The organism is Anaeromicrobium sediminis, assembly GCF_002270055.1.
Classification (GTDB): domain Bacteria; phylum Bacillota; class Clostridia; order Peptostreptococcales; family Thermotaleaceae; genus Anaeromicrobium; species Anaeromicrobium sediminis.
Genome location: NZ_NIBG01000001.1, coordinates 496,678 through 513,846, shown reverse-complemented (window position 1 = coordinate 513,846; position 17,169 = coordinate 496,678). Strand labels below are relative to the sequence as shown.

Genomic DNA, 17,169 nt, shown 5'->3' with positions numbered 1-17,169 from the left:
TGACAGAGGTGGTGATGAATGGCTAGAGCTAGGAGTCCTAATAGAGATAAAGCAAAGATTATGTATTTAGAATCTAATGGAGAAAAGAAATTAAAAGATATTGCAGAAGAGTTAGGACTAAAAGATTCTCAAATTCGAAAGTGGAAAAGCCAGGATAAATGGGATCAAGAATTAAAGGGAGCGTTACCAAAAACAAAAGGTAACGTTACTAATGAAAAGAAACGTAAAAAAGGTGGACAAATAGGAAATAAAAATGCACTAGGTAATGATGGTGGAGCTCCAGAAGGAAATATTAATGCCATAAAGCATGGTGCCTATCAATCTTTATATGCTAACATGCTAAGACCAGAAGAAAAAGAAATATTTGACCAAACAACAGCTTCAGTAAATATAGATGAAGAAATAAGGCTATTAAGACTTAAAATAGCAAGGTTACTTAATAGAGAAGTAACATTCTTTTATGACATGTATGGTAACAAGCATGAGAAAGAAATCAATGAAGAAGATAGAGAAAATGGTATTTTAATATGTATGGAGCAATTAAGAAAATTAATAGAAACTAAAGCATCTCTTATAGGGGATACAGAAAAGCTTCAAATGGATAGAGAAAAGTTTGAGTTTAATAAATATAAAACTGAAATAGAGATAGATCTTAAGAGAGAGAAATTAGAGTTAGAAAAAGCTAAAGTAAATGATGAAGAAGGAGAATATGAAGATGATGGTTTTATAGATGCATTAAAAGGCGAAGTAAGCGAGGTATGGGATGATGTTACAGAAGATTAAGAAGGCTGCATTTAAATTCAGACCATTCTCGAAGAAGCAAAAGAAAATACTAACTTGGTGGTTACCTAATTCTCCAGTAAAAGATAAAGATGGTATTATAGCTGATGGAGCTATAAGAAGTGGTAAGACTATAGGAATGTCATTGTCATTTGTTTTATGGGCCATGGAAACTTTTGACCAGCAGAACTTTGGAATGTGTGGTAAAACAATAGGATCTTTTAGAAGAAACGTTTTGTTCTGGCTCAAATTAATGCTAAGGGCTAGAGGATATAAGTTAAAAGATCATAGAGCTGATAACTTAGTAGTAATAACACGTAATGGAAAGAGCAATTATTTTTATATCTTTGGTGGAAAAGATGAGGGTTCCCAGGATTTAATCCAAGGTATAACTTTAGCCGGAGTATTCTTTGATGAAGTAGCTCTTATGCCAGAGAGTTTTGTAAGTCAGGCTACTGGACGTTGTTCTGTAGATGGTTCTAAATATTGGTTCAACTGTAACCCTTCAGGACCGTATCATTGGTTTAAAGTTAATTGGTTAGATAAGGCCAAAGAAAAGAATATCATATATTTACACTTTACTATGGATGATAATCTTTCATTAAGTGAAAGAATCAAACAAAGGTATCGAAATATGTACTCAGGAGTATTTTATAAGCGCTATATATTAGGCTTATGGGTAATGGCAGAGGGAATTATATATGATATGTTTGATGAAGATAAGCATAAGGTAAAGACAAAGAAAAGAGAATATAGTAAGTATTATGTAAGCTGTGACTATGGAACCCATAATGCCACAGTTTTTTTATTGTGGGGATTATATAAAGGCAAATGGTATTTAGTAGATGAATATTATTATTCTGGTAAAGAACAGGCTAAGCAAAAGACAGACACTCAGTATTACAAGGACTTAATAGACTTTGTAGGAGATAGAAAAATAAAATCCATAATAATAGATCCATCTGCAGCAAGTTTTATAACTCTGATAAAACAAAAGGGAAAATTCACGATTAAAAAAGCTAAGAATGATGTACTTGAGGGAATCAGAAATGTAGGAACTGCTTTAAGTGAAGTGATGATTTTATTTAATGATAAATGCACTAACACTTTTAGGGAGTTCTTTTCCTATGTATGGGATGATAAAGCAGCTGAAAGAGGAGAAGATAAGCCAGTAAAAACTATGGACCATTCAATGGATGCAGTAAGGTATTTTGTTAATACAATCTTATTTAATGGAATTAAAGTAAGAGTGACAAATAAGCCATCGGGAATGTAGGTGATAGAAATGCTAATTAATACAAGAGAATTAAGAGTATTAAAAGAAGGAGATAAGTTTCCTTTATACGATAAAGATAAGGATAGGCTAGAGAAATATGAGGAGCAACTAGATATATTCAATAATGAAATCTACAAGGTACTAACTAAAAAAATACATGATCTTCCTCATATATCAGGAGAGCGTAAGAAAACTTGGGTAAATTCATTGGAGCATATATACATTCAAGCTAATATACCTAAGGAAGTTTCCTTACTAGTATCTGACTTACTTAGTCGTAGGCCTCCTATTTTAGATGTGAAGAATGATAAGATACAAGAGGATATAGACAACTTCCTAGAAGATAATGAAATACATACTCAAATATTAGAAACTTCAATAGATCAAGCAAATAAAGGGAGCATTATTTTTAAAATATATAAACAAGATAACAGGCTAAGATTAGATTCAATCCAGCCTGATTTTTATTTTGTAGAACATCAGGAAGGAGACAAGAGAAATCTTAGTAGAGAGTTTGTATCCTGGATATTTAAAAGAGATGGTAAGAAATACAGATATGTAGAGAGTTATCAAATGGTAGATAATAAGCTAAACATTTCATATCAAGTATTTAAGGATAATGGAAGTAAATTAGGTAAAGAAGTTAGTGTAAGTGAGTTCTTAGGATTATCTAAGGACAAAGAAATAGTAAATATAGAGCATAGCTTATTAGTACATATTCCTTTGTGGCGTTGTAATGGTGATTACTTTGGACGTTCTATACACGATGGGTTACTGCCGTTATATGATGAAATAAATAATAGAATTAGTCAACTCTCCAGGCTATTTGATAAGTATTCGGATCCTACTATGAGTGGACCAGACTTAGGCACTGATGATAGAGGAAATCCTAATAAAGTTATAGGCAAATATATTCAAAGAGATGAAGATGATCCAGAAGTAAATTATCATACATGGCCTGCAGAAGTAGAAGGTAATATAAGATATATAACTGAGGTATTATTTAAAATACTTTATATAGTAACTCCCCTTAGTCCTAGTCTATATGGAATTGATTCAGATGGAAGTATATCAGGTAGAGCTATACAACTTAAATCTTTTAGGGCCGATTGTAATACAGATAGATTCATGACCTATTGGAGAGGAGCCCTTAAAAGAATAGTTAGAAATGCTTTAGCCATTGAAGGAAAAGATATAAAGTTAAAAGATATAGAAATTAAATGGGAAAAAGGATTCTCTAAGGATGATAAGGAACAGGCTGAGATAGAGCAATTAAGGCTTCAAAGTGGAAATACATCGGTTAAATCATCTATTATGAGAACTGATAAAGTGACTAAGGATAAGGCTGAAGAAGAATATAAGGAAATACAATCAGAGCAGCAGGATGAATTTAAAAATGCACAGGTAGCTTTAAATAGTCAACGTGGTGGAGCGGATGAATAATGGATGAAGCTTTAAAGATATTAACGGAAACTACTCAAGAGGCATTGGTTGAACTCTATGAGAAAATGAATGCTTTAGCCAGTGGAGGTAACATGAACAAGGCTAAGCGGATATACAGACAAATGCAGATTATAACAGTAGAGCTAGGGAAGTTCTATGATGATTTTTCCGCAGCTGCAGTTGAGGCAGAATATTTAAAAGGATTTGACTTAGAAGGAATGGACCTAAGTTTTATAGATACTGGAGAATTTAAGGCAAAGATCACAGACAAAACTTTTACAGGCCTCCATATGGAATCTATAGATGCTTTAACTACAGCTCTCCAACAAAATTTGTCTATGGCTATAGCAAACTTAAATATTCAAGTAGGAAGAATGGCAAAGGATAAGTTTGCAGAGATAACAAAGAAACAAGCTTTAAAAGGTATGTTAAAGGGATCTACTAGAAAAGACATATCTAAGAATGTGGTAGAAAGATTAACTCAAGAAGGTTTTATAGTTTTTAAAGATAAGTTAGGTAGAAACTGGAGATTAGATTCCTATGCAGAAATGAACATGAGAAGTACTTTGAGAGAAGCTAATACAAGAGGAATAGAAAACAGAGCTATTCAAGAAGGTTATGATTTACTTAAGGTATCAGAGCATGGAGTTACATGTGAGAAGTGCGCCAAGGTAGAAGGCAGAGTATTCTCTATTAGTGGAAACAATGCTAATTACCCTAAATGGGATAACCACATAATAAAGCATACTCATCCTAACTGCAGGCATACAGTGTCTATATTCCAAGAGAAGTACTATGATGGAGATGTAGAAGAACTAAGAAAGAAATCTAACAGTAGTACTGATTATAGAACTGATGCACAAAAGGAAAAGTACCAGGGTATGCAGCAAAAGAAAGTAAAGAAGAGACAAAATAAGCTACAGTATGAAAGATATAAGGCTAGGTTAGGGAAAAATGCTCCAAAGTCTTTAAGTGGATTTATTCAGGTAAAGAAATCTAAGAATTGGTCTAATTTGAAAAAGAAATATAAAGAAGCCGGAAGATAAAAATCCATAAATAAATGAATCCTCCAATATATAGTTTACAAATTATGTAATAATATGTAAACTATACGTGGGATGGAGGGATGCAGGTGTTAAATTTTTTTCAAATAGACTATGTACAATCAGAGATAGATCCTGTTGCTAACATGAATAATAAAATTCAAATTGTTTTTTATACTTTATCTGTGATTGCAATTATTGCCATAGTAGTAAATAAAACAATACATGCTATTTGCAAGGAAGAATTTGATTCTGACTATGATGAAAAGAATATAGGGAAAAATAGTATGTTTATATATTCTAGTTACATGTTTATTGCATTAATATTGTTAATTATGTTTTTAGAGATAGGCCAATATAAATCATTATCTATAATGACTATGATAATTGGGAGTGAAATAATTATTATTTCATTTATAGGATTACGTTATTCAAGTGCCTACTACAGAAGCTATTTGTATAGTGGCGATATAGGGCCAATTAGAATGTTTATACATAGATATACCTTCATTGTACCTGTGAGCATTATAAGTGTAGGTATAATATTGATAACTATGAAAGGAATTACTTTGTTTTATGATGATAAACTGTATAAAGAAATAATGTCGAGAAAATTTGAAGTCTCTATCATAGGATTTATTGCTATTTCTTTACTATGGTCATATATATTATCTATTAAGATTAGGCCTAAATTTTATTGCGTGAAAAAGAAAAATTCTGAAAATAGCATATATGTTATTGTATATACATATGACACCTATTATGTAGGCAAAAAATATGCAATAATAGAAATGGAATCAGAGGACTATATTGATGAAAATGTAGATGCAACAATTGAATTTTTGTATAAAGAGGATGTACGACTACAGCCAATTAGACATGAATTTGTATTTAGAAAAAAACCACAGGGTAATAGCAACAAAGAAATGGAAATTACACATACAGATCATAGTATCTGGACAGATCTCTGCGAAACCAGGCATAAGATAAAAAATCTCATTAAGAGCTGGTTACTAATAAATGAGAATACAGAACCATATATAAAATTCGATATAAGAGATATTCATATAACAAAAATAGAGGATGAGAACAATAAAGTTAAAAAAGGAGCCTGATAAGAGGCTCTTTTTTATGCACATAATTAGGTGAATATTTATAAGATGGAGGAAATAAGAATGAAAAAAAGATTATTTGATATTAATCTCCAACTCTTTGCTGATGAAGGAAATGAACCAAGTGGAGGAGACGGCAAAGAACCAGGTAATAACGGAGGAAATGAACCAGTAGGAGATAATAAAACCTATACTCAAGAAGAGTTAGACAAAATGTTAAAAAAAGAAAAAGGTAAAGTCAAGAAATTTGCTACAGATGAATTGCTAAAAGAATTAGGGATAGAAAATACAGAAGCATTAAAATCAATTATTGAAGCTAAGAAAGCAGATGATGAAAAGAATAAAACTGATCTTGAAAAACTTCAGGAACAATTGAACAATATAACCAAAGAAAAAGATGCTGTAGCTGAGAAAGCAAAAACTACATTAATTACGGCAGAGTTTAAAGTAAAGGCCATAGGAGAAGGGCTAGATGTAAAGCAAATAGATGCAGCTCTAAAACTAGCTGACTTATCAGAAATAGAAGTAAAAGAAGATGGAGCAGTAGAAGGGATTGAAGATGTAATTAAAAAAGTAATAGAGGATTATCCTTTCTTAATAGGTCAAATTAATTCTAATGTAGGAAATGGAGGAGGTAACAATCCAGGAACAAATAACAATACTAGTAAGAGCATAGGAGAAAGATTAGCAGCTAAAAGAAAAACTGTTAATGAAAATCAAACTAAAGGCCAAAATCATTATTTTTAAGGAGGGAAAATAGATGAAATTTATTAAGAAGTCCTATGGGGGAGTAAAAGAGATATTAAAGACAAAGAATTTTGAAGGTATCCCAGTTATGGTAGATGATACTGGAATAACAGCAGATTCCAATGGAAACAAAATCGTTAAGGCTGGAACCATAATAGGTGGAAGCACAAAACCCACATTGTTAAATGAAAATGAGCCAGTAGTTAAGAAAAACACCCAAAGTAGCACAGGTAGTGATGCTGAGGGTGTTTTGTTATATGACGTAAATGTTACTTATGGACCTGCATCTGGATCCATGCTTATAAAAGGCAATATTGATTTAAATAAGATTCCAGAACAACCTTGCGAGGATGCTAAAACAGCATTACTAGGCAGGGTTTTATTTATGAAATAGAAAGGGTGAACATATATGAAAAGACTAGAAAGTATGAAAAAAATGTTATTTAATATTAACTTACAGTTATTTGCTGGTGAAGGACTTAGCATTTATCAAATAGTAACACCTAAAGAAATAGCAGTATACTACAGTGAGGATACTTCTAATAAGATTCCTTACTTGGGAATGACATTATTCCCAGCTGATAAGCAGTTAGGGCTAGATTTAAAATGGATTAAGGGATCTAAAGGACTTCCAGTAGCACTTAAGCCTTCTGCCTTTGACGTTGAAACTACTTTAAGAGATAGAATTGGCTTTGATGAACTAGAAACAGAAATGCCATTCTTCAAAGAAGGAACTCTCATCAAGGAGAAAGATAGACAAGAACTTAATAAAATTTTAGCTAGTGGAAATCAAGCCTATATAGATATGATCACAAAGAAAATATTTGATGATGTAACAGGTTTGATAGATGGTGCTGAGGTACAAGGTGAAAGAATGATTATGCAGTTGTTAGCTAATGGAACAATAGCTATTAGAGCTAACAAAGTGAATTATGAGTATGATTATAAGTTTCCTATAGAACATAAGGAAACTCTATTAGGGACTGATGCGTGGAGTGACGCAGAAAACTCAGATCCAGTAAGTGATATTGAAGCATGGCAAGATAAGATTGAGGAGGACACAGGAGAAAAACCTTCTAGAGCTATCTGCACTAAGAAAACATGGAATTACATAAAGGCTAATAAAAAGATAAGGCTAGATATGAATCCTATAGGTGGCCAAAACATAATCATGACAGATAAGTTATTAGAAGACTACCTAGAAAATAAATTAGGTTTGAAAATAGCTAGATACAATAAAAAATATAAAACTGAGGCTGGAGTTAGTACTCAATTCTTCCCGGATAATACATTTACATTGATTCCTGATGGTAATTTAGGTACTTTCTATTATGGTACTACTCCAGAAGAATCAGATCTAATGAGTGGCCAAAATGCTGCAGAGGTACAAATAGTAAATACAGGTGTTGCTATAACCACTCAAAAGAAAGTAGATCCAGTGAATGTATTTACAAAAGTATCAGCAGTAATGTTACCAAGTTTTGAATCAATAGATAGTGTATTTATTGCCAATGTAGCATAGATAAGAGGGCCTTTTTAAAAGGTCCTTTAATATTTTAAGGAGGAATTATCAATGCCAAAGGTTATTGTGCAAGCAAATATAAAATATAAAGGTGAAAGATATGAAATAGGAGACAAAGTTACGGTGAATAAAAGTGATTTAAAAGATTTTGAAGAGGCAGGTGTTATAGCGGAGATATTAGAGTCAAAAAAGAATAATAAAGCTGACGATACGGAAGGGGATAATGATGAAGAAAACGAGAGTGAGGAATAGATGGAGTTATGCTAGAAAAGGCAAATGAGTATTTAAATAATAGGCTATTTAATAGTATTTGGATTGAATGCGAAGAACCTAAAAAGCAGTCTGCTCTAGACTTATCACAGGATATTATCAAAGGAGAGTATGGAGAAGGAATAAAGCAGCATAAGAATTATGACAAAGCTGTATATGAAGAAGCTTTATATCTACTAGAGAATGAAAATAGTAAAAGATTTAAACTGCAACTTCAAGGTGTTAAATCTATAAGTGTAGATGATGCATCTGAGAGTTATAAAAGCAATGCTAATATTCTCATATCACCTTATGTAAAACAACTATTAAAAGGTAAGAAAGTAATGGATCTTTAATGGTTGAGTTTAATGAAAAGATAAAGTATAAAAAGAAATCAGATACAGACTTTGGAGGAAATGAATCTTATTCAGAAGAAATGACAACACCAGCAAGAATTAAAGAAAAATTCACCATGGTTAAAGATAAGATTGGAGAAGAGGTAATTGTAAGCCTAGAGATAAAAGTTCCTGGTGATTGTGATATTGGAGTAGAGGATATAGTTACTTATGAAGGAAATGAATTAGATGTAATAGCTAAATCTAGTAAAAAGGATATTGAGGGGAATATAGTTTTTAAGAAGGTGTATTGTTAATGAATGATTTGTTTAGTTCTGGAATTGAGTTAGATGATAGACAACTAAGAAGATTTTTAAGTAATCATTTTGGTGAGTTAAAAGAAGATCTAATGGAAGAGTTCAAGGACCAAGTACAAGAAGTAGAAACTGGAGCCAAGGCATTAGCTCCAAAAGATGAAGGGAACCTAGAAGACGCTATTAATAAGACAGAGATCGAGGACGATGGAAATGTTTTAGTAGCAGACATAAAAGTGGGAGGAGTAGCTATTAAGTATGCAGCTAGAATGCATGAAGATACATATGAACCTGGAGACATTACAATAGGCAAACCTAGTTATAAAGGGTTTACTCCCGGAAGAAAGTATTTAGAGAACTCTATAAAAGCTAATGAAAATGATTTTATAGAGAATATTGCAGAGGTAGTAAGAAGAAAAATGAGTAGGTGATAGTATCAGTATTTATGCAGAGATAGGGAAACTATTAGAAACTAAAGGTTATGGAAAGTTTAATAAAGATATAAAAGGCTTTAAAAAGCCAGATAAACCTAATGATGTAGTAGTTGTCTTACCTAGTGCTGGAGGGAATATAGAGCATATTAGAGAAATTGGACTACAGATTATAGTAAGGAATAAGAACTCTCTAGAGAGTGAAGAAAAAGCAAATAAAATATATGAAGAACTAAGAAACCTAGATAATTTGAATCTAGGTAATTTTTATGTGTACTCACTTATACCTACTAGCGATATTATTCCTATAGGATTTGATGATAAAGATAGGTATGAGTACAGTATGAATTTTAGAGTAATAAGGAGGTAATAACATGGGCGATAAAGTGAATGTATTAGTTGGGGCCCCTAGTCTTATAGAAATTTCAAGAGATGATGAAGCGACATGGAAAAGTGTTGGATATACAGAAGGAGGGGTTCAATTCTCTCAATCAGTAGAAACTTATGAGGTTGAAGTAGATCAGGAGTTAGATCCAATAGATGAAATTGTAATTAAAAGAAGGATAAAAATAACTACACAGTTAGTAGAGTCAATATTAGATAATATTGCACTAGCTTTAAACTATGATCCTAGTGAAGTTATAACGGAAGATGGTACAAAGAAAACTAAAACACTTGATATTAAATCTAAATTAGATATACAGAAATTTGCTGTAAGATTTACTGGAAAAGGTCCTAGTGGAAAACACAGAAGATGGACTATTAAAAAAGTAGGACAAATAGGTGAAGTTTCCATGGGATTACAAAAGGGAGATAAGACTGTTATACCATTAGAATTAAAAGTATATAATGATGGATCTGGTTCACTAGGAAGTGTAGTAGACAGTGAAGATGCATTTGCATAATAATGAGGGCAATTAAGCCCTCTAATTTATTTTAGGAGGATTAATAACAATGAGTATTTTATTAAAAGAATATCCAATAGTACCTATAGGTGGAGAAGAAATAGAGATTAAAGAATTAAGCATTAAAAATTTTAGAAGTGCAAAGAGTGATTTAGTTAAGATAGTAAATAAGTTTTTTAAAGAACTAGATAAACTAAAAGACATTGAGGCTAGTGATGAGAAGGCTGTCTCAAATGGAATGAGTAAGATCATTGATATGGTATTAGATGTTCCATATGAGAGTGTTAAAATATTTGTGCCAAGTATTAAAAAAGAAGTAGTAGAAGAGGCAACACCAAGAGAAATATTAAATTTATTAGAGCAGGCTATAGAGGTAAATGGTTTTTTGCTGATGAAGGAGAAAATGGGAATTCTGAATCTAATGAGGATATAGAGATTGATTCTGTACTAACTTTTGTCATGGCTGAGTATGGAATAACTCTTAACACTCTTATTTGTGAATATACAAAGTCAGAATTACAGTGTCTATACATAGAAGCTAAGAAAAGAGAAGTAGAGAAATTAAAAGCAGATATAAAGATAATGAGAGCTGGAATAGTAGAAGCTCTTACAGGTAAGGATGTATTAGAGATGAGTGGTGAAGACAATGATGATAAGGATGAAGAGGAAATAAGTGTTTTAACAGAGGCTGGATTCTCTGTAGGGTAAGTAGGTGAGATATTGAGAGTAGGACAATTATTAGCAAGATTAAGGTTAGACAGTTCAGGCTATCAAGCGGGAGTAAGACAGGCACAAAGATCTAATACAGGATTAGAAAGAAGTATAAGCGGTGTATCAAGGGCAATAAAAATAATGTTTGCAGGATTCGTAACTAAAAAGTTGACGGATTTTTTTATTGGAGGAAATGCACAGTTTGAACAATATAGAATTACCTTTGAAAAACTCCTAGGGAGTACAGAAGCTGCCCAAAATAAGATGGAAGAGTTAGCAGAGTTCGCAGCTAAGACACCATTTCAACTAGAAGGAGTAGTTGAGGCAGGAAAGTTGCTTGAAGCATATGGACTAAGCACGAAGAAATACTTAGAGGACTCTGGAGACTTAGCTAGTGCATTTGGGAAAGACATATCAGAGGTAGCTAGAGCTATAGGTAGGTTAAATTCTGGAGACTTCGGTGAAGCATTTCAAAGACTAAGGGACTTTGGTATATCAAGGCGAGAATTAGAAGCTGAAGGATTAGAATTTGACCGTGGTGGAGCTTATGTTGGCAGTGTAGATAAAGCTCTTACTGCAGTACAAAAGATAATAAAAGAAAAATTCGGTGGAACCATGGAAGCTCAGTCTAAGAGTGCAAAAGGATTAATATCTACTATTATAGATAACTTTAAGGCTTTTGGAAGAGAGGCTGGGGAACAGGCATTTGATAAAGTAAAAGCTAGTTTAGAGGAATTACTAGAAACAATAAATGAGTTATCAGAGGATGGAACACTAAGCCTATGGGCAGAAAAAGTAGGGATGGTATTGGCATTAGTTATAGATTCTCTAATAGCCTTTGGTAAAGGCATTATAAATCTAGGGAAGTTTATTAAGGAGCATAAAGTTGAATTTACATTCTTTACTACCTTCTTAGCTACTACACTTACTATTATAAAAGGGTATGCAATATTTAGTACTATCAATAGATTAATGATGCAATTTGTTGCAGCGCAACAAGCGGCGACCATGCAGCAGGCGTTAATGAATGCAGTTATGCAGGCGAATCCCATATTATTAATAGTTAGCTTAATAGCAGGATTGATAACAGCACTAATAACTTTGTATAAAACTAACGATAAAGCCAAGTACTATATACAGCAAGCTTGGGGTGGAATAAAAATAATTATAGCCACAGTAATTAGAGATATCATTGGAGATTTACAAAGATTATTAGGCTGGATTCCTAAGGTGGGTGAGGCTTTAGATAAACTAAAAGATAAAACTGATCAGTAGTATGAGACTGAGCAAAGAATAATGAGTGCCAGAAGATTTACTTACAACAACAGAGACTATGTAAATGATTATGTTGCCTATTATGATGCCAGAAGAAAGGCTCATGAGAATGCCATGAAAGGTGAAGCAGTAGTAGAAAAAAGAAAGTACAGTAGTGTAACTAGGGGAACTAAAGCCACATTAAGTAAGAGAGTATCCTATGTTAAAAAGTGTGCTGATCAATGGTTAGATATAGAACAGGATAAAATTGATAGAGAAAAGGATATATTGGAAGAAGCTTATGACAATGTAAAAGATGCCTTAGACAAAGAACTTGATAAGAATGAAGAAAACAGACGTAAAATAGTTAAAGGATACAAAGATAGTTTTAATAAAGAGATAGATTTATTAAAAGATAAAAAGAGAGAAAAGTTAGATTTGCTCAATGATGAAAAGAACGAGGCCATAGATGCATTAAGGGAGGAAGAAAGAGAAGAATTAGATAGCCTTGATAGAAGAATGGATAAGGTAAGAGACTATTATGATGAGAAAATAGAATACATAGAAGAGTCTGCAGCTAAAGAAATCAAGATATTAAATGACCAAATAAAAGCTTTAAGGGGAGAACAAACCCAGGAGAATAATGACCTATTTTTTAGTAGTAAGAAGAAAGAATTAAAAGAATTACAAAAGCAATATAACAAGTATTCAAAGGCATCCACTAAAGAAGCTCAAGAAAAAGCTAAGGAACTGCAGAAAGAAATATTAGATATTCAGAAAGAAATTGCAGATAAAGAAAAGGAAATAGAAATAGGCAAGCTACAAGATAAAATAGACTCTATTGAAGAAAAGGCCAATAAAGAAAAAGAATCTTTAGAAGACGAAAAGAAAAGCAAATTAGATAAGCTAGAGGATGAGAGAAAAGAAGTCAAAAGGCAATATGATAAGGAGCTTAAGGACCTAAAGGCTAAATATAAAAAAGAAATAAAGGAAACGGAGATCCATTATGAAAGCTTGATTAAGGAAAAGGAACTGCTAAGGAATAAGTTAGTTAAGCTATCTAATGAAGTGTTTGATAATCAGAAGAAAAGCCTAGAAAAAAGGCTTAGTAATTTAGAGGAATATTATAAGAAGGAAAAAGAGAAGTTAGATCAGCAAGAATATGTTATAAGAGAACATCATAAGCAAATGGAAGCAGCTGCAGAGCAGTTTGGTAAGAACTATAAAAATATAATGACTAAATCACAAGATCAAGTAATTAATATGCTGCAGGGGAAACAAAATACTTATTATAAAAGTGGTAAAACATTAATGCAGGAGTTCATCCAAGGTATCGAAAGCAAGAAAAGAGACTTAGAGCGTACCATGGGGCAGATGATGAGTATAGTAAGTGATTATTCAGAACTTCATTCTCCCGCTAAAAAAGGACCACTTAGTAAACTTGATAAGTTCTTGCAGCCATTTTCTAAAACATTATTAAAAGGATTAGACACTAAAAGTATAAAGGATACATTAAATAATGTATTGAGCTTAGATAGTAGTAGCATTAGTGGAATGGCACATTCGATAAAAGGAACACAACCATTAGTATTAAATATGAATGTAGGAGGAACCTGGGTAGTAGATACTCCGCAGAGAAAGCAGGAAGTAGTAGGGGAACTTACTAATGAAGTAAAGGAAATGTTAAGGAGAAAAGGAGTGAAGTAGATGAATGGTTTTCAAATGAAATATGAAAGTGAATTGACATGGCTTCATTCCTACTTTGATTTCTCCATATACATGAAAAAGAAAAAAGCTCCTGAAACTCCTAGCATAGAAATAAAATCTATAACTATACCAGGAGCCAATAGATCTATTAAGCAAGAAAAGATATATGGACCTAGAAATATTATTATTGAATGTACTATAGCAAAAGATCATAGAGCTGAGACTAAAAGAAAGATAATGGATTTAATGAAAAAGTTATCTAAAGAAGTGGTCCTTCGGTTTGATGATAAGCCAGATATTATATATTATGCTGATCTTAACAATCAATTAGATCTAGATGAAATAATGAGCATGGGAGTATTTACTCTAGGCTTTATTTGCTTTGATGGGTTTAGATACTCCATAGATAAGGCTGGTCCATTAACTTTAGATAGTGAAATGACCATAGAAAATCACATATATTTGGACCAGTATAATGATGTAGAATTTAATAATATTACTACGCATAAAACTATTATGGTAAACAATGCTGGTACATATATAGCAGTGCCTATTATAGAAATAGAAGGGACATGCGATGTAATAAATATTAAAGCAAACAACATAACTACTTCCTATGGTCCGATTAATGAAAATGAGAAAATTTATATAGACTGCAAGGAAATGACTGTGACAAAAGAATTTAATAGTGATATTACGAACGCTTTAGCCAACTGGCAAGGCGATTTTTTATATTTTGAACCAGGGTTAAATGAGGTTAAAATCACTGGAGAAAGTTTGAATATTTCAAGGCTTAAATTTGATTATAGACATACATTCCTTTAGGAAAGAAGGTGATAGAAATGAGTAAATATAATGATTTTGTAGGAGATACACTTTTAAGTTTAAAGGAAAAATTAAATTCTAACAATGAGATGATAGAGCGTGATTTTAATGAGGTAAAGAATACAGCTAGTGGGAATAAAGAATACTTGGAAAATAAGGTCAATGCTAATGAAGATGATATAGAAAATAAGCATAAAGAGCACTTAGAATCTACTGCAGCTCATCCATCTGAAAATATAACTTATGAGGGCAAAGTCACAGGTACTAACAATGTGAAGGATGCAGTAGATAATGTACAAGATCAAGTTAAAGCTATTGTAGCTGGAGGTACAGAAGTAGATCCACGTGTAAGTCAAGCCTTGGTGGATAGTGAAGGAACTGTACATGAGAATTTAAAAGAGAGATTGGATGATCAACTAGGTAGGACTAAGAAGTTAGAAGAAGATACCCAAGACGAAAAGAAATCAGAAGTTATAACTAATACTGAATCTATCTTTACTCTAGGAAAAGGACTTAATAAAAAGAGAGAACCTATTGAATTAGAGTTAACTTCGACATATGGGCCAGTTAAAGAGGTCGTGATTGGTGGAATTACTGATGAAAACTTAGTTAAATCATCTAACATGGATAAAGACACAGATGGAGATGGTGTTGTTGATGATTTTAAAGATGGGGGTACAGATGCTGTTATAACAGCAACAAGAAGTTTTTCTACGACTTTTGGGGCACAAGTTATTGAAATAACAAATTCAACGGGTGTTGGTGAAGCTAATGTTGTTTCTGATTTTATTAGCGTTGATTTAAATGATGTTGTAAGTGTATCTATTCAAAGTAGAGTGCAAGTAACTAATGGTAACATTGTTGGAAGATTTTCTGTGCAAATATATGACTCTTCAAAAAATTATTTAGAAACATTAAGAAGTGCAGATGTCACTAATACTGCATTTAATATAATTAAGTTCGAAAACATTCAAATAACCAATCCAAATGCAAAATATGTGCTTTTGAAAACATCAGCTAGAACAACTGCTAGTGGAGATACAGGAAGGGTTTGGTATAGAAAAGCAAAAGTAAGAAAAAGTGATACTGTGGGACATTATATTTCTACAGGAGTTAAATCTACTGCTAATGAAATTGCTATTGAATCTGTAGGAATTAACAGGTGTCCTTATTTCAATAGTGAATGGACTCTATTAAATGGGGCATTTTTTGATGGAGAATATATAGTGCTACCAGATGAAAATAGCGAGGCTTACACTCCATTTATACCTGTGAAAGTAATTAGTGATGACCACTTTATTGGGACGAAGTATGTTTTTGAATGTTTAACTAAAAATAGTTCCTTATTTTACGATTCTGTGAGACATTACGATGAGAACTTTATACCTGTTACAGACAGTGAATTACCAACTGGAAGGTCTCGAAGTTTCACAAATGATGTAGAAGCTGGGGGAGAAAAATACTATAAATTACCAAAAGACATAAGATATATAAGGATTTTATTTAGAAGACACTCAACGTATGCACCTGACCCATATAAAATTAAAAAGTTATTAGTAACTAACAATTACGAGGATATAAAAGATGGAACTTATGAATATAAAAAGAGTAGATGTTTTATTAAAGCACCAAAGCCACCTAGAAGTGTGGGAAACGTTAAAGGCGAAGTTAATCTTGAAACTAAGACTCTAACTAAAAAGTATAGTGATGATTATGTAATCCAAAGTTCTGACTATCTTAGTATGGATACAAGTTTACCTGCAGTAGACTATATAACATATATATTACCTAATGATTGTATAGACTTAGGTCCTTCAAACATTGCAACAAGACAGGTGAATGTTCCCAGTAAAAGCGAAACAGTCTACAGTATCGATATACCAGTTACGGATGTAGGTGAATTTTTTACTTATAGTTCATCGGGAGTACAACAAAGAATCGCATTTGTTATTGAGAAAGGGACAGTTACAACTGCTAGAGCTGAAATTGAAGGTTTACTTGCTGTAACTTATCAGTTGGCAGAGGTCAAAATGTTACCATGTAAGGTTAGTGGTTCATTACCTATGAATTTTGGAAAAGGAACTACTGTAGAGAGAATTCCATACCACAAAGATGAGCATACATATGACGGTTCAAAAGGTGGATTAGTATTTGAGAATCCTATTAGTAAAATTGATAAAATAGAAAAATTGTTAGATGGGAAAATAGTTGAAATACCATTTACTCCTACTATCTCAGATGATGGGCTATCAGCTACTATTATGGAGCTGCAAGATAATGATGTAGTAGAGGTATATGCTCCTATTCGACCAGAAGAAGATGCTGGAGCTGAAATAAGTTATATAGTAGACATGAATAGCAAATCTACATTATTAAATGCTGTGGCCATGACACAAAAGAATGAGAGAAAAATTAGTAGCTTAGAAGATTTTGTAGCATTAGCTTATACAGAAACTCAACTAGCATTAGCTATGCAAAATGCTAGAATAACAGCCTTAGAAAACAAGTAGGGGGA

Annotated in this window: 20 protein-coding genes; all 20 read left to right on the top strand. The window is 32.5% G+C overall.

The features are described 5' to 3' along the window. Window positions 1–18 precede the first annotated feature (18 nt). The 20 genes from terS to CCE28_RS02460 all read left to right on the top strand — a co-directional run bounded on the left by terS (window position 19) and on the right by CCE28_RS02460 (window position 17,164). Window positions 19–783 (top strand): phage terminase small subunit, encoded by a 765-nt coding sequence (gene terS / locus CCE28_RS02550; protein WP_095130644.1) that lies wholly within the window; start codon window positions 19–21, stop codon window positions 781–783. After that, window positions 764–2,056: a PBSX family phage terminase large subunit gene (locus CCE28_RS02545; protein ID WP_330396799.1), complete on the top strand. Its 1,293-nt coding sequence runs from the start codon at window positions 764–766 to the stop codon at window positions 2,054–2,056. The genes terS and CCE28_RS02545 overlap by 20 nt, the downstream gene beginning before the upstream one ends. A gap of 9 nt (window positions 2,057–2,065) precedes the next feature. Next, the gene (locus CCE28_RS02540; protein ID WP_095130642.1) at window positions 2,066–3,499 is read left to right on the top strand and encodes a phage portal protein; all 1,434 of its coding nucleotides are present in this window, start codon (window positions 2,066–2,068) and stop codon (window positions 3,497–3,499) included. After that, complete coding sequence (locus CCE28_RS02535) at window positions 3,499–4,545, top strand: phage minor capsid protein (protein WP_095130640.1); 1,047 nt, start codon at window positions 3,499–3,501, stop codon at window positions 4,543–4,545. The genes CCE28_RS02540 and CCE28_RS02535 overlap by 1 nt, the downstream gene beginning before the upstream one ends. A gap of 86 nt (window positions 4,546–4,631) precedes the next feature. After that, the gene (locus CCE28_RS02530) at window positions 4,632–5,657 is read left to right on the top strand and encodes a hypothetical protein (RefSeq protein WP_095130638.1); all 1,026 of its coding nucleotides are present in this window, start codon (window positions 4,632–4,634) and stop codon (window positions 5,655–5,657) included. 60 nt (window positions 5,658–5,717) lie between these two features. Continuing rightward, window positions 5,718–6,401, top strand: coding sequence for a phage scaffolding protein (locus CCE28_RS02525; protein WP_095130636.1), 684 nt, complete (start codon window positions 5,718–5,720; stop codon window positions 6,399–6,401). A gap of 13 nt (window positions 6,402–6,414) precedes the next feature. Continuing rightward, window positions 6,415–6,795 carry a hypothetical protein gene (locus CCE28_RS02520; protein ID WP_095130634.1) on the top strand — a complete coding sequence of 127 codons (381 nt, stop codon included), beginning with the start codon at window positions 6,415–6,417 and terminating at the stop codon, window positions 6,793–6,795. A 15-nt stretch (window positions 6,796–6,810) separates the two neighbouring features. After that, window positions 6,811–7,923: a major capsid protein gene (locus CCE28_RS02515; RefSeq protein WP_242972872.1), complete on the top strand. Its 1,113-nt coding sequence runs from the start codon at window positions 6,811–6,813 to the stop codon at window positions 7,921–7,923. A gap of 51 nt (window positions 7,924–7,974) precedes the next feature. After that, complete coding sequence (locus tag CCE28_RS02510; protein WP_095130632.1) at window positions 7,975–8,175, top strand: DUF7210 family protein; 201 nt, start codon at window positions 7,975–7,977, stop codon at window positions 8,173–8,175. 8 nt (window positions 8,176–8,183) lie between these two features. Continuing rightward, window positions 8,184–8,528: a hypothetical protein gene (locus CCE28_RS02505; RefSeq protein ID WP_095130630.1), complete on the top strand. Its 345-nt coding sequence runs from the start codon at window positions 8,184–8,186 to the stop codon at window positions 8,526–8,528. Continuing rightward, window positions 8,528–8,824, top strand: coding sequence for a hypothetical protein (locus CCE28_RS02500; RefSeq protein WP_095130628.1), 297 nt, complete (start codon window positions 8,528–8,530; stop codon window positions 8,822–8,824). Before CCE28_RS02505 ends, CCE28_RS02500 begins: the two co-directional genes overlap by 1 nt. After that, entirely contained in the window at window positions 8,824–9,252 is a 429-nt protein-coding gene (locus CCE28_RS02495) for a hypothetical protein (RefSeq protein WP_095130626.1), read from the top strand. The genes CCE28_RS02500 and CCE28_RS02495 overlap by 1 nt, the downstream gene beginning before the upstream one ends. 4 nt (window positions 9,253–9,256) lie before the next feature. Beyond that, window positions 9,257–9,622 (top strand): minor capsid protein, encoded by a 366-nt coding sequence (locus CCE28_RS22970; protein ID WP_408606987.1) that lies wholly within the window; start codon window positions 9,257–9,259, stop codon window positions 9,620–9,622. A gap of 4 nt (window positions 9,623–9,626) precedes the next feature. Beyond that, window positions 9,627–10,157 carry a hypothetical protein gene (locus CCE28_RS02490; RefSeq protein ID WP_095130624.1) on the top strand — a complete coding sequence of 177 codons (531 nt, stop codon included), beginning with the start codon at window positions 9,627–9,629 and terminating at the stop codon, window positions 10,155–10,157. A 49-nt stretch (window positions 10,158–10,206) separates the two neighbouring features. Further along, on the top strand, window positions 10,207–10,590 hold the full coding sequence (locus CCE28_RS02485; protein ID WP_095130622.1) for a hypothetical protein: 384 nt from the start codon (window positions 10,207–10,209) through the stop codon (window positions 10,588–10,590). A 26-nt stretch (window positions 10,591–10,616) separates the two neighbouring features. Beyond that, window positions 10,617–10,865, top strand: coding sequence for a hypothetical protein (locus CCE28_RS02480; protein ID WP_095130620.1), 249 nt, complete (start codon window positions 10,617–10,619; stop codon window positions 10,863–10,865). A 12-nt stretch (window positions 10,866–10,877) separates the two neighbouring features. Further along, on the top strand, window positions 10,878–12,143 hold the full coding sequence (locus tag CCE28_RS02475; protein ID WP_095130618.1) for a hypothetical protein: 1,266 nt from the start codon (window positions 10,878–10,880) through the stop codon (window positions 12,141–12,143). Between the two features lie 21 nt (window positions 12,144–12,164). Then, entirely contained in the window at window positions 12,165–13,829 is a 1,665-nt protein-coding gene (locus tag CCE28_RS02470; RefSeq protein ID WP_095130616.1) for a coiled-coil domain-containing protein, read from the top strand. Beyond that, complete coding sequence (locus CCE28_RS02465) at window positions 13,830–14,654, top strand: distal tail protein Dit (protein ID WP_095130613.1); 825 nt, start codon at window positions 13,830–13,832, stop codon at window positions 14,652–14,654. A 17-nt stretch (window positions 14,655–14,671) separates the two neighbouring features. Beyond that, window positions 14,672–17,164 carry a hypothetical protein gene (locus CCE28_RS02460; RefSeq protein ID WP_095130611.1) on the top strand — a complete coding sequence of 831 codons (2,493 nt, stop codon included), beginning with the start codon at window positions 14,672–14,674 and terminating at the stop codon, window positions 17,162–17,164. Window positions 17,165–17,169 lie beyond the last annotated feature (5 nt).

Excerpts from the sequence above, each read along its gene's own strand:
- terS (WP_095130644.1), top strand. The coding sequence starts at position 19 with ATGGCTAGAGCTAGGAGTCCTAATAGAGATAAAGCAAAGATTATGTAT.
- CCE28_RS02545 (WP_330396799.1), top strand. The coding sequence starts at position 764 with ATGATGTTACAGAAGATTAAGAAGGCTGCATTTAAATTCAGACCATTC.
- CCE28_RS02540 (WP_095130642.1), top strand. The coding sequence starts at position 2,066 with ATGCTAATTAATACAAGAGAATTAAGAGTATTAAAAGAAGGAGATAAG.
- CCE28_RS02535 (WP_095130640.1), top strand. The coding sequence starts at position 3,499 with ATGGATGAAGCTTTAAAGATATTAACGGAAACTACTCAAGAGGCATTG.
- CCE28_RS02525 (WP_095130636.1), top strand. The coding sequence starts at position 5,718 with ATGAAAAAAAGATTATTTGATATTAATCTCCAACTCTTTGCTGATGAA.
- CCE28_RS02520 (WP_095130634.1), top strand. The coding sequence starts at position 6,415 with ATGAAATTTATTAAGAAGTCCTATGGGGGAGTAAAAGAGATATTAAAG.
- CCE28_RS02515 (WP_242972872.1), top strand. The coding sequence starts at position 6,811 with ATGAAAAGACTAGAAAGTATGAAAAAAATGTTATTTAATATTAACTTA.
- CCE28_RS02510 (WP_095130632.1), top strand. The coding sequence starts at position 7,975 with ATGCCAAAGGTTATTGTGCAAGCAAATATAAAATATAAAGGTGAAAGA.
- CCE28_RS02505 (WP_095130630.1), top strand. The coding sequence starts at position 8,184 with ATGCTAGAAAAGGCAAATGAGTATTTAAATAATAGGCTATTTAATAGT.
- CCE28_RS02500 (WP_095130628.1), top strand. The coding sequence starts at position 8,528 with ATGGTTGAGTTTAATGAAAAGATAAAGTATAAAAAGAAATCAGATACA.
- CCE28_RS02495 (WP_095130626.1), top strand. The coding sequence starts at position 8,824 with ATGAATGATTTGTTTAGTTCTGGAATTGAGTTAGATGATAGACAACTA.
- CCE28_RS02490 (WP_095130624.1), top strand. The coding sequence starts at position 9,627 with ATGGGCGATAAAGTGAATGTATTAGTTGGGGCCCCTAGTCTTATAGAA.
- CCE28_RS02485 (WP_095130622.1), top strand. The coding sequence starts at position 10,207 with ATGAGTATTTTATTAAAAGAATATCCAATAGTACCTATAGGTGGAGAA.
- CCE28_RS02480 (WP_095130620.1), top strand. The coding sequence starts at position 10,617 with ATGGCTGAGTATGGAATAACTCTTAACACTCTTATTTGTGAATATACA.
- CCE28_RS02470 (WP_095130616.1), top strand. The coding sequence starts at position 12,165 with ATGAGTGCCAGAAGATTTACTTACAACAACAGAGACTATGTAAATGAT.
- CCE28_RS02465 (WP_095130613.1), top strand. The coding sequence starts at position 13,830 with ATGAATGGTTTTCAAATGAAATATGAAAGTGAATTGACATGGCTTCAT.
- CCE28_RS02460 (WP_095130611.1), top strand. The coding sequence starts at position 14,672 with ATGAGTAAATATAATGATTTTGTAGGAGATACACTTTTAAGTTTAAAG.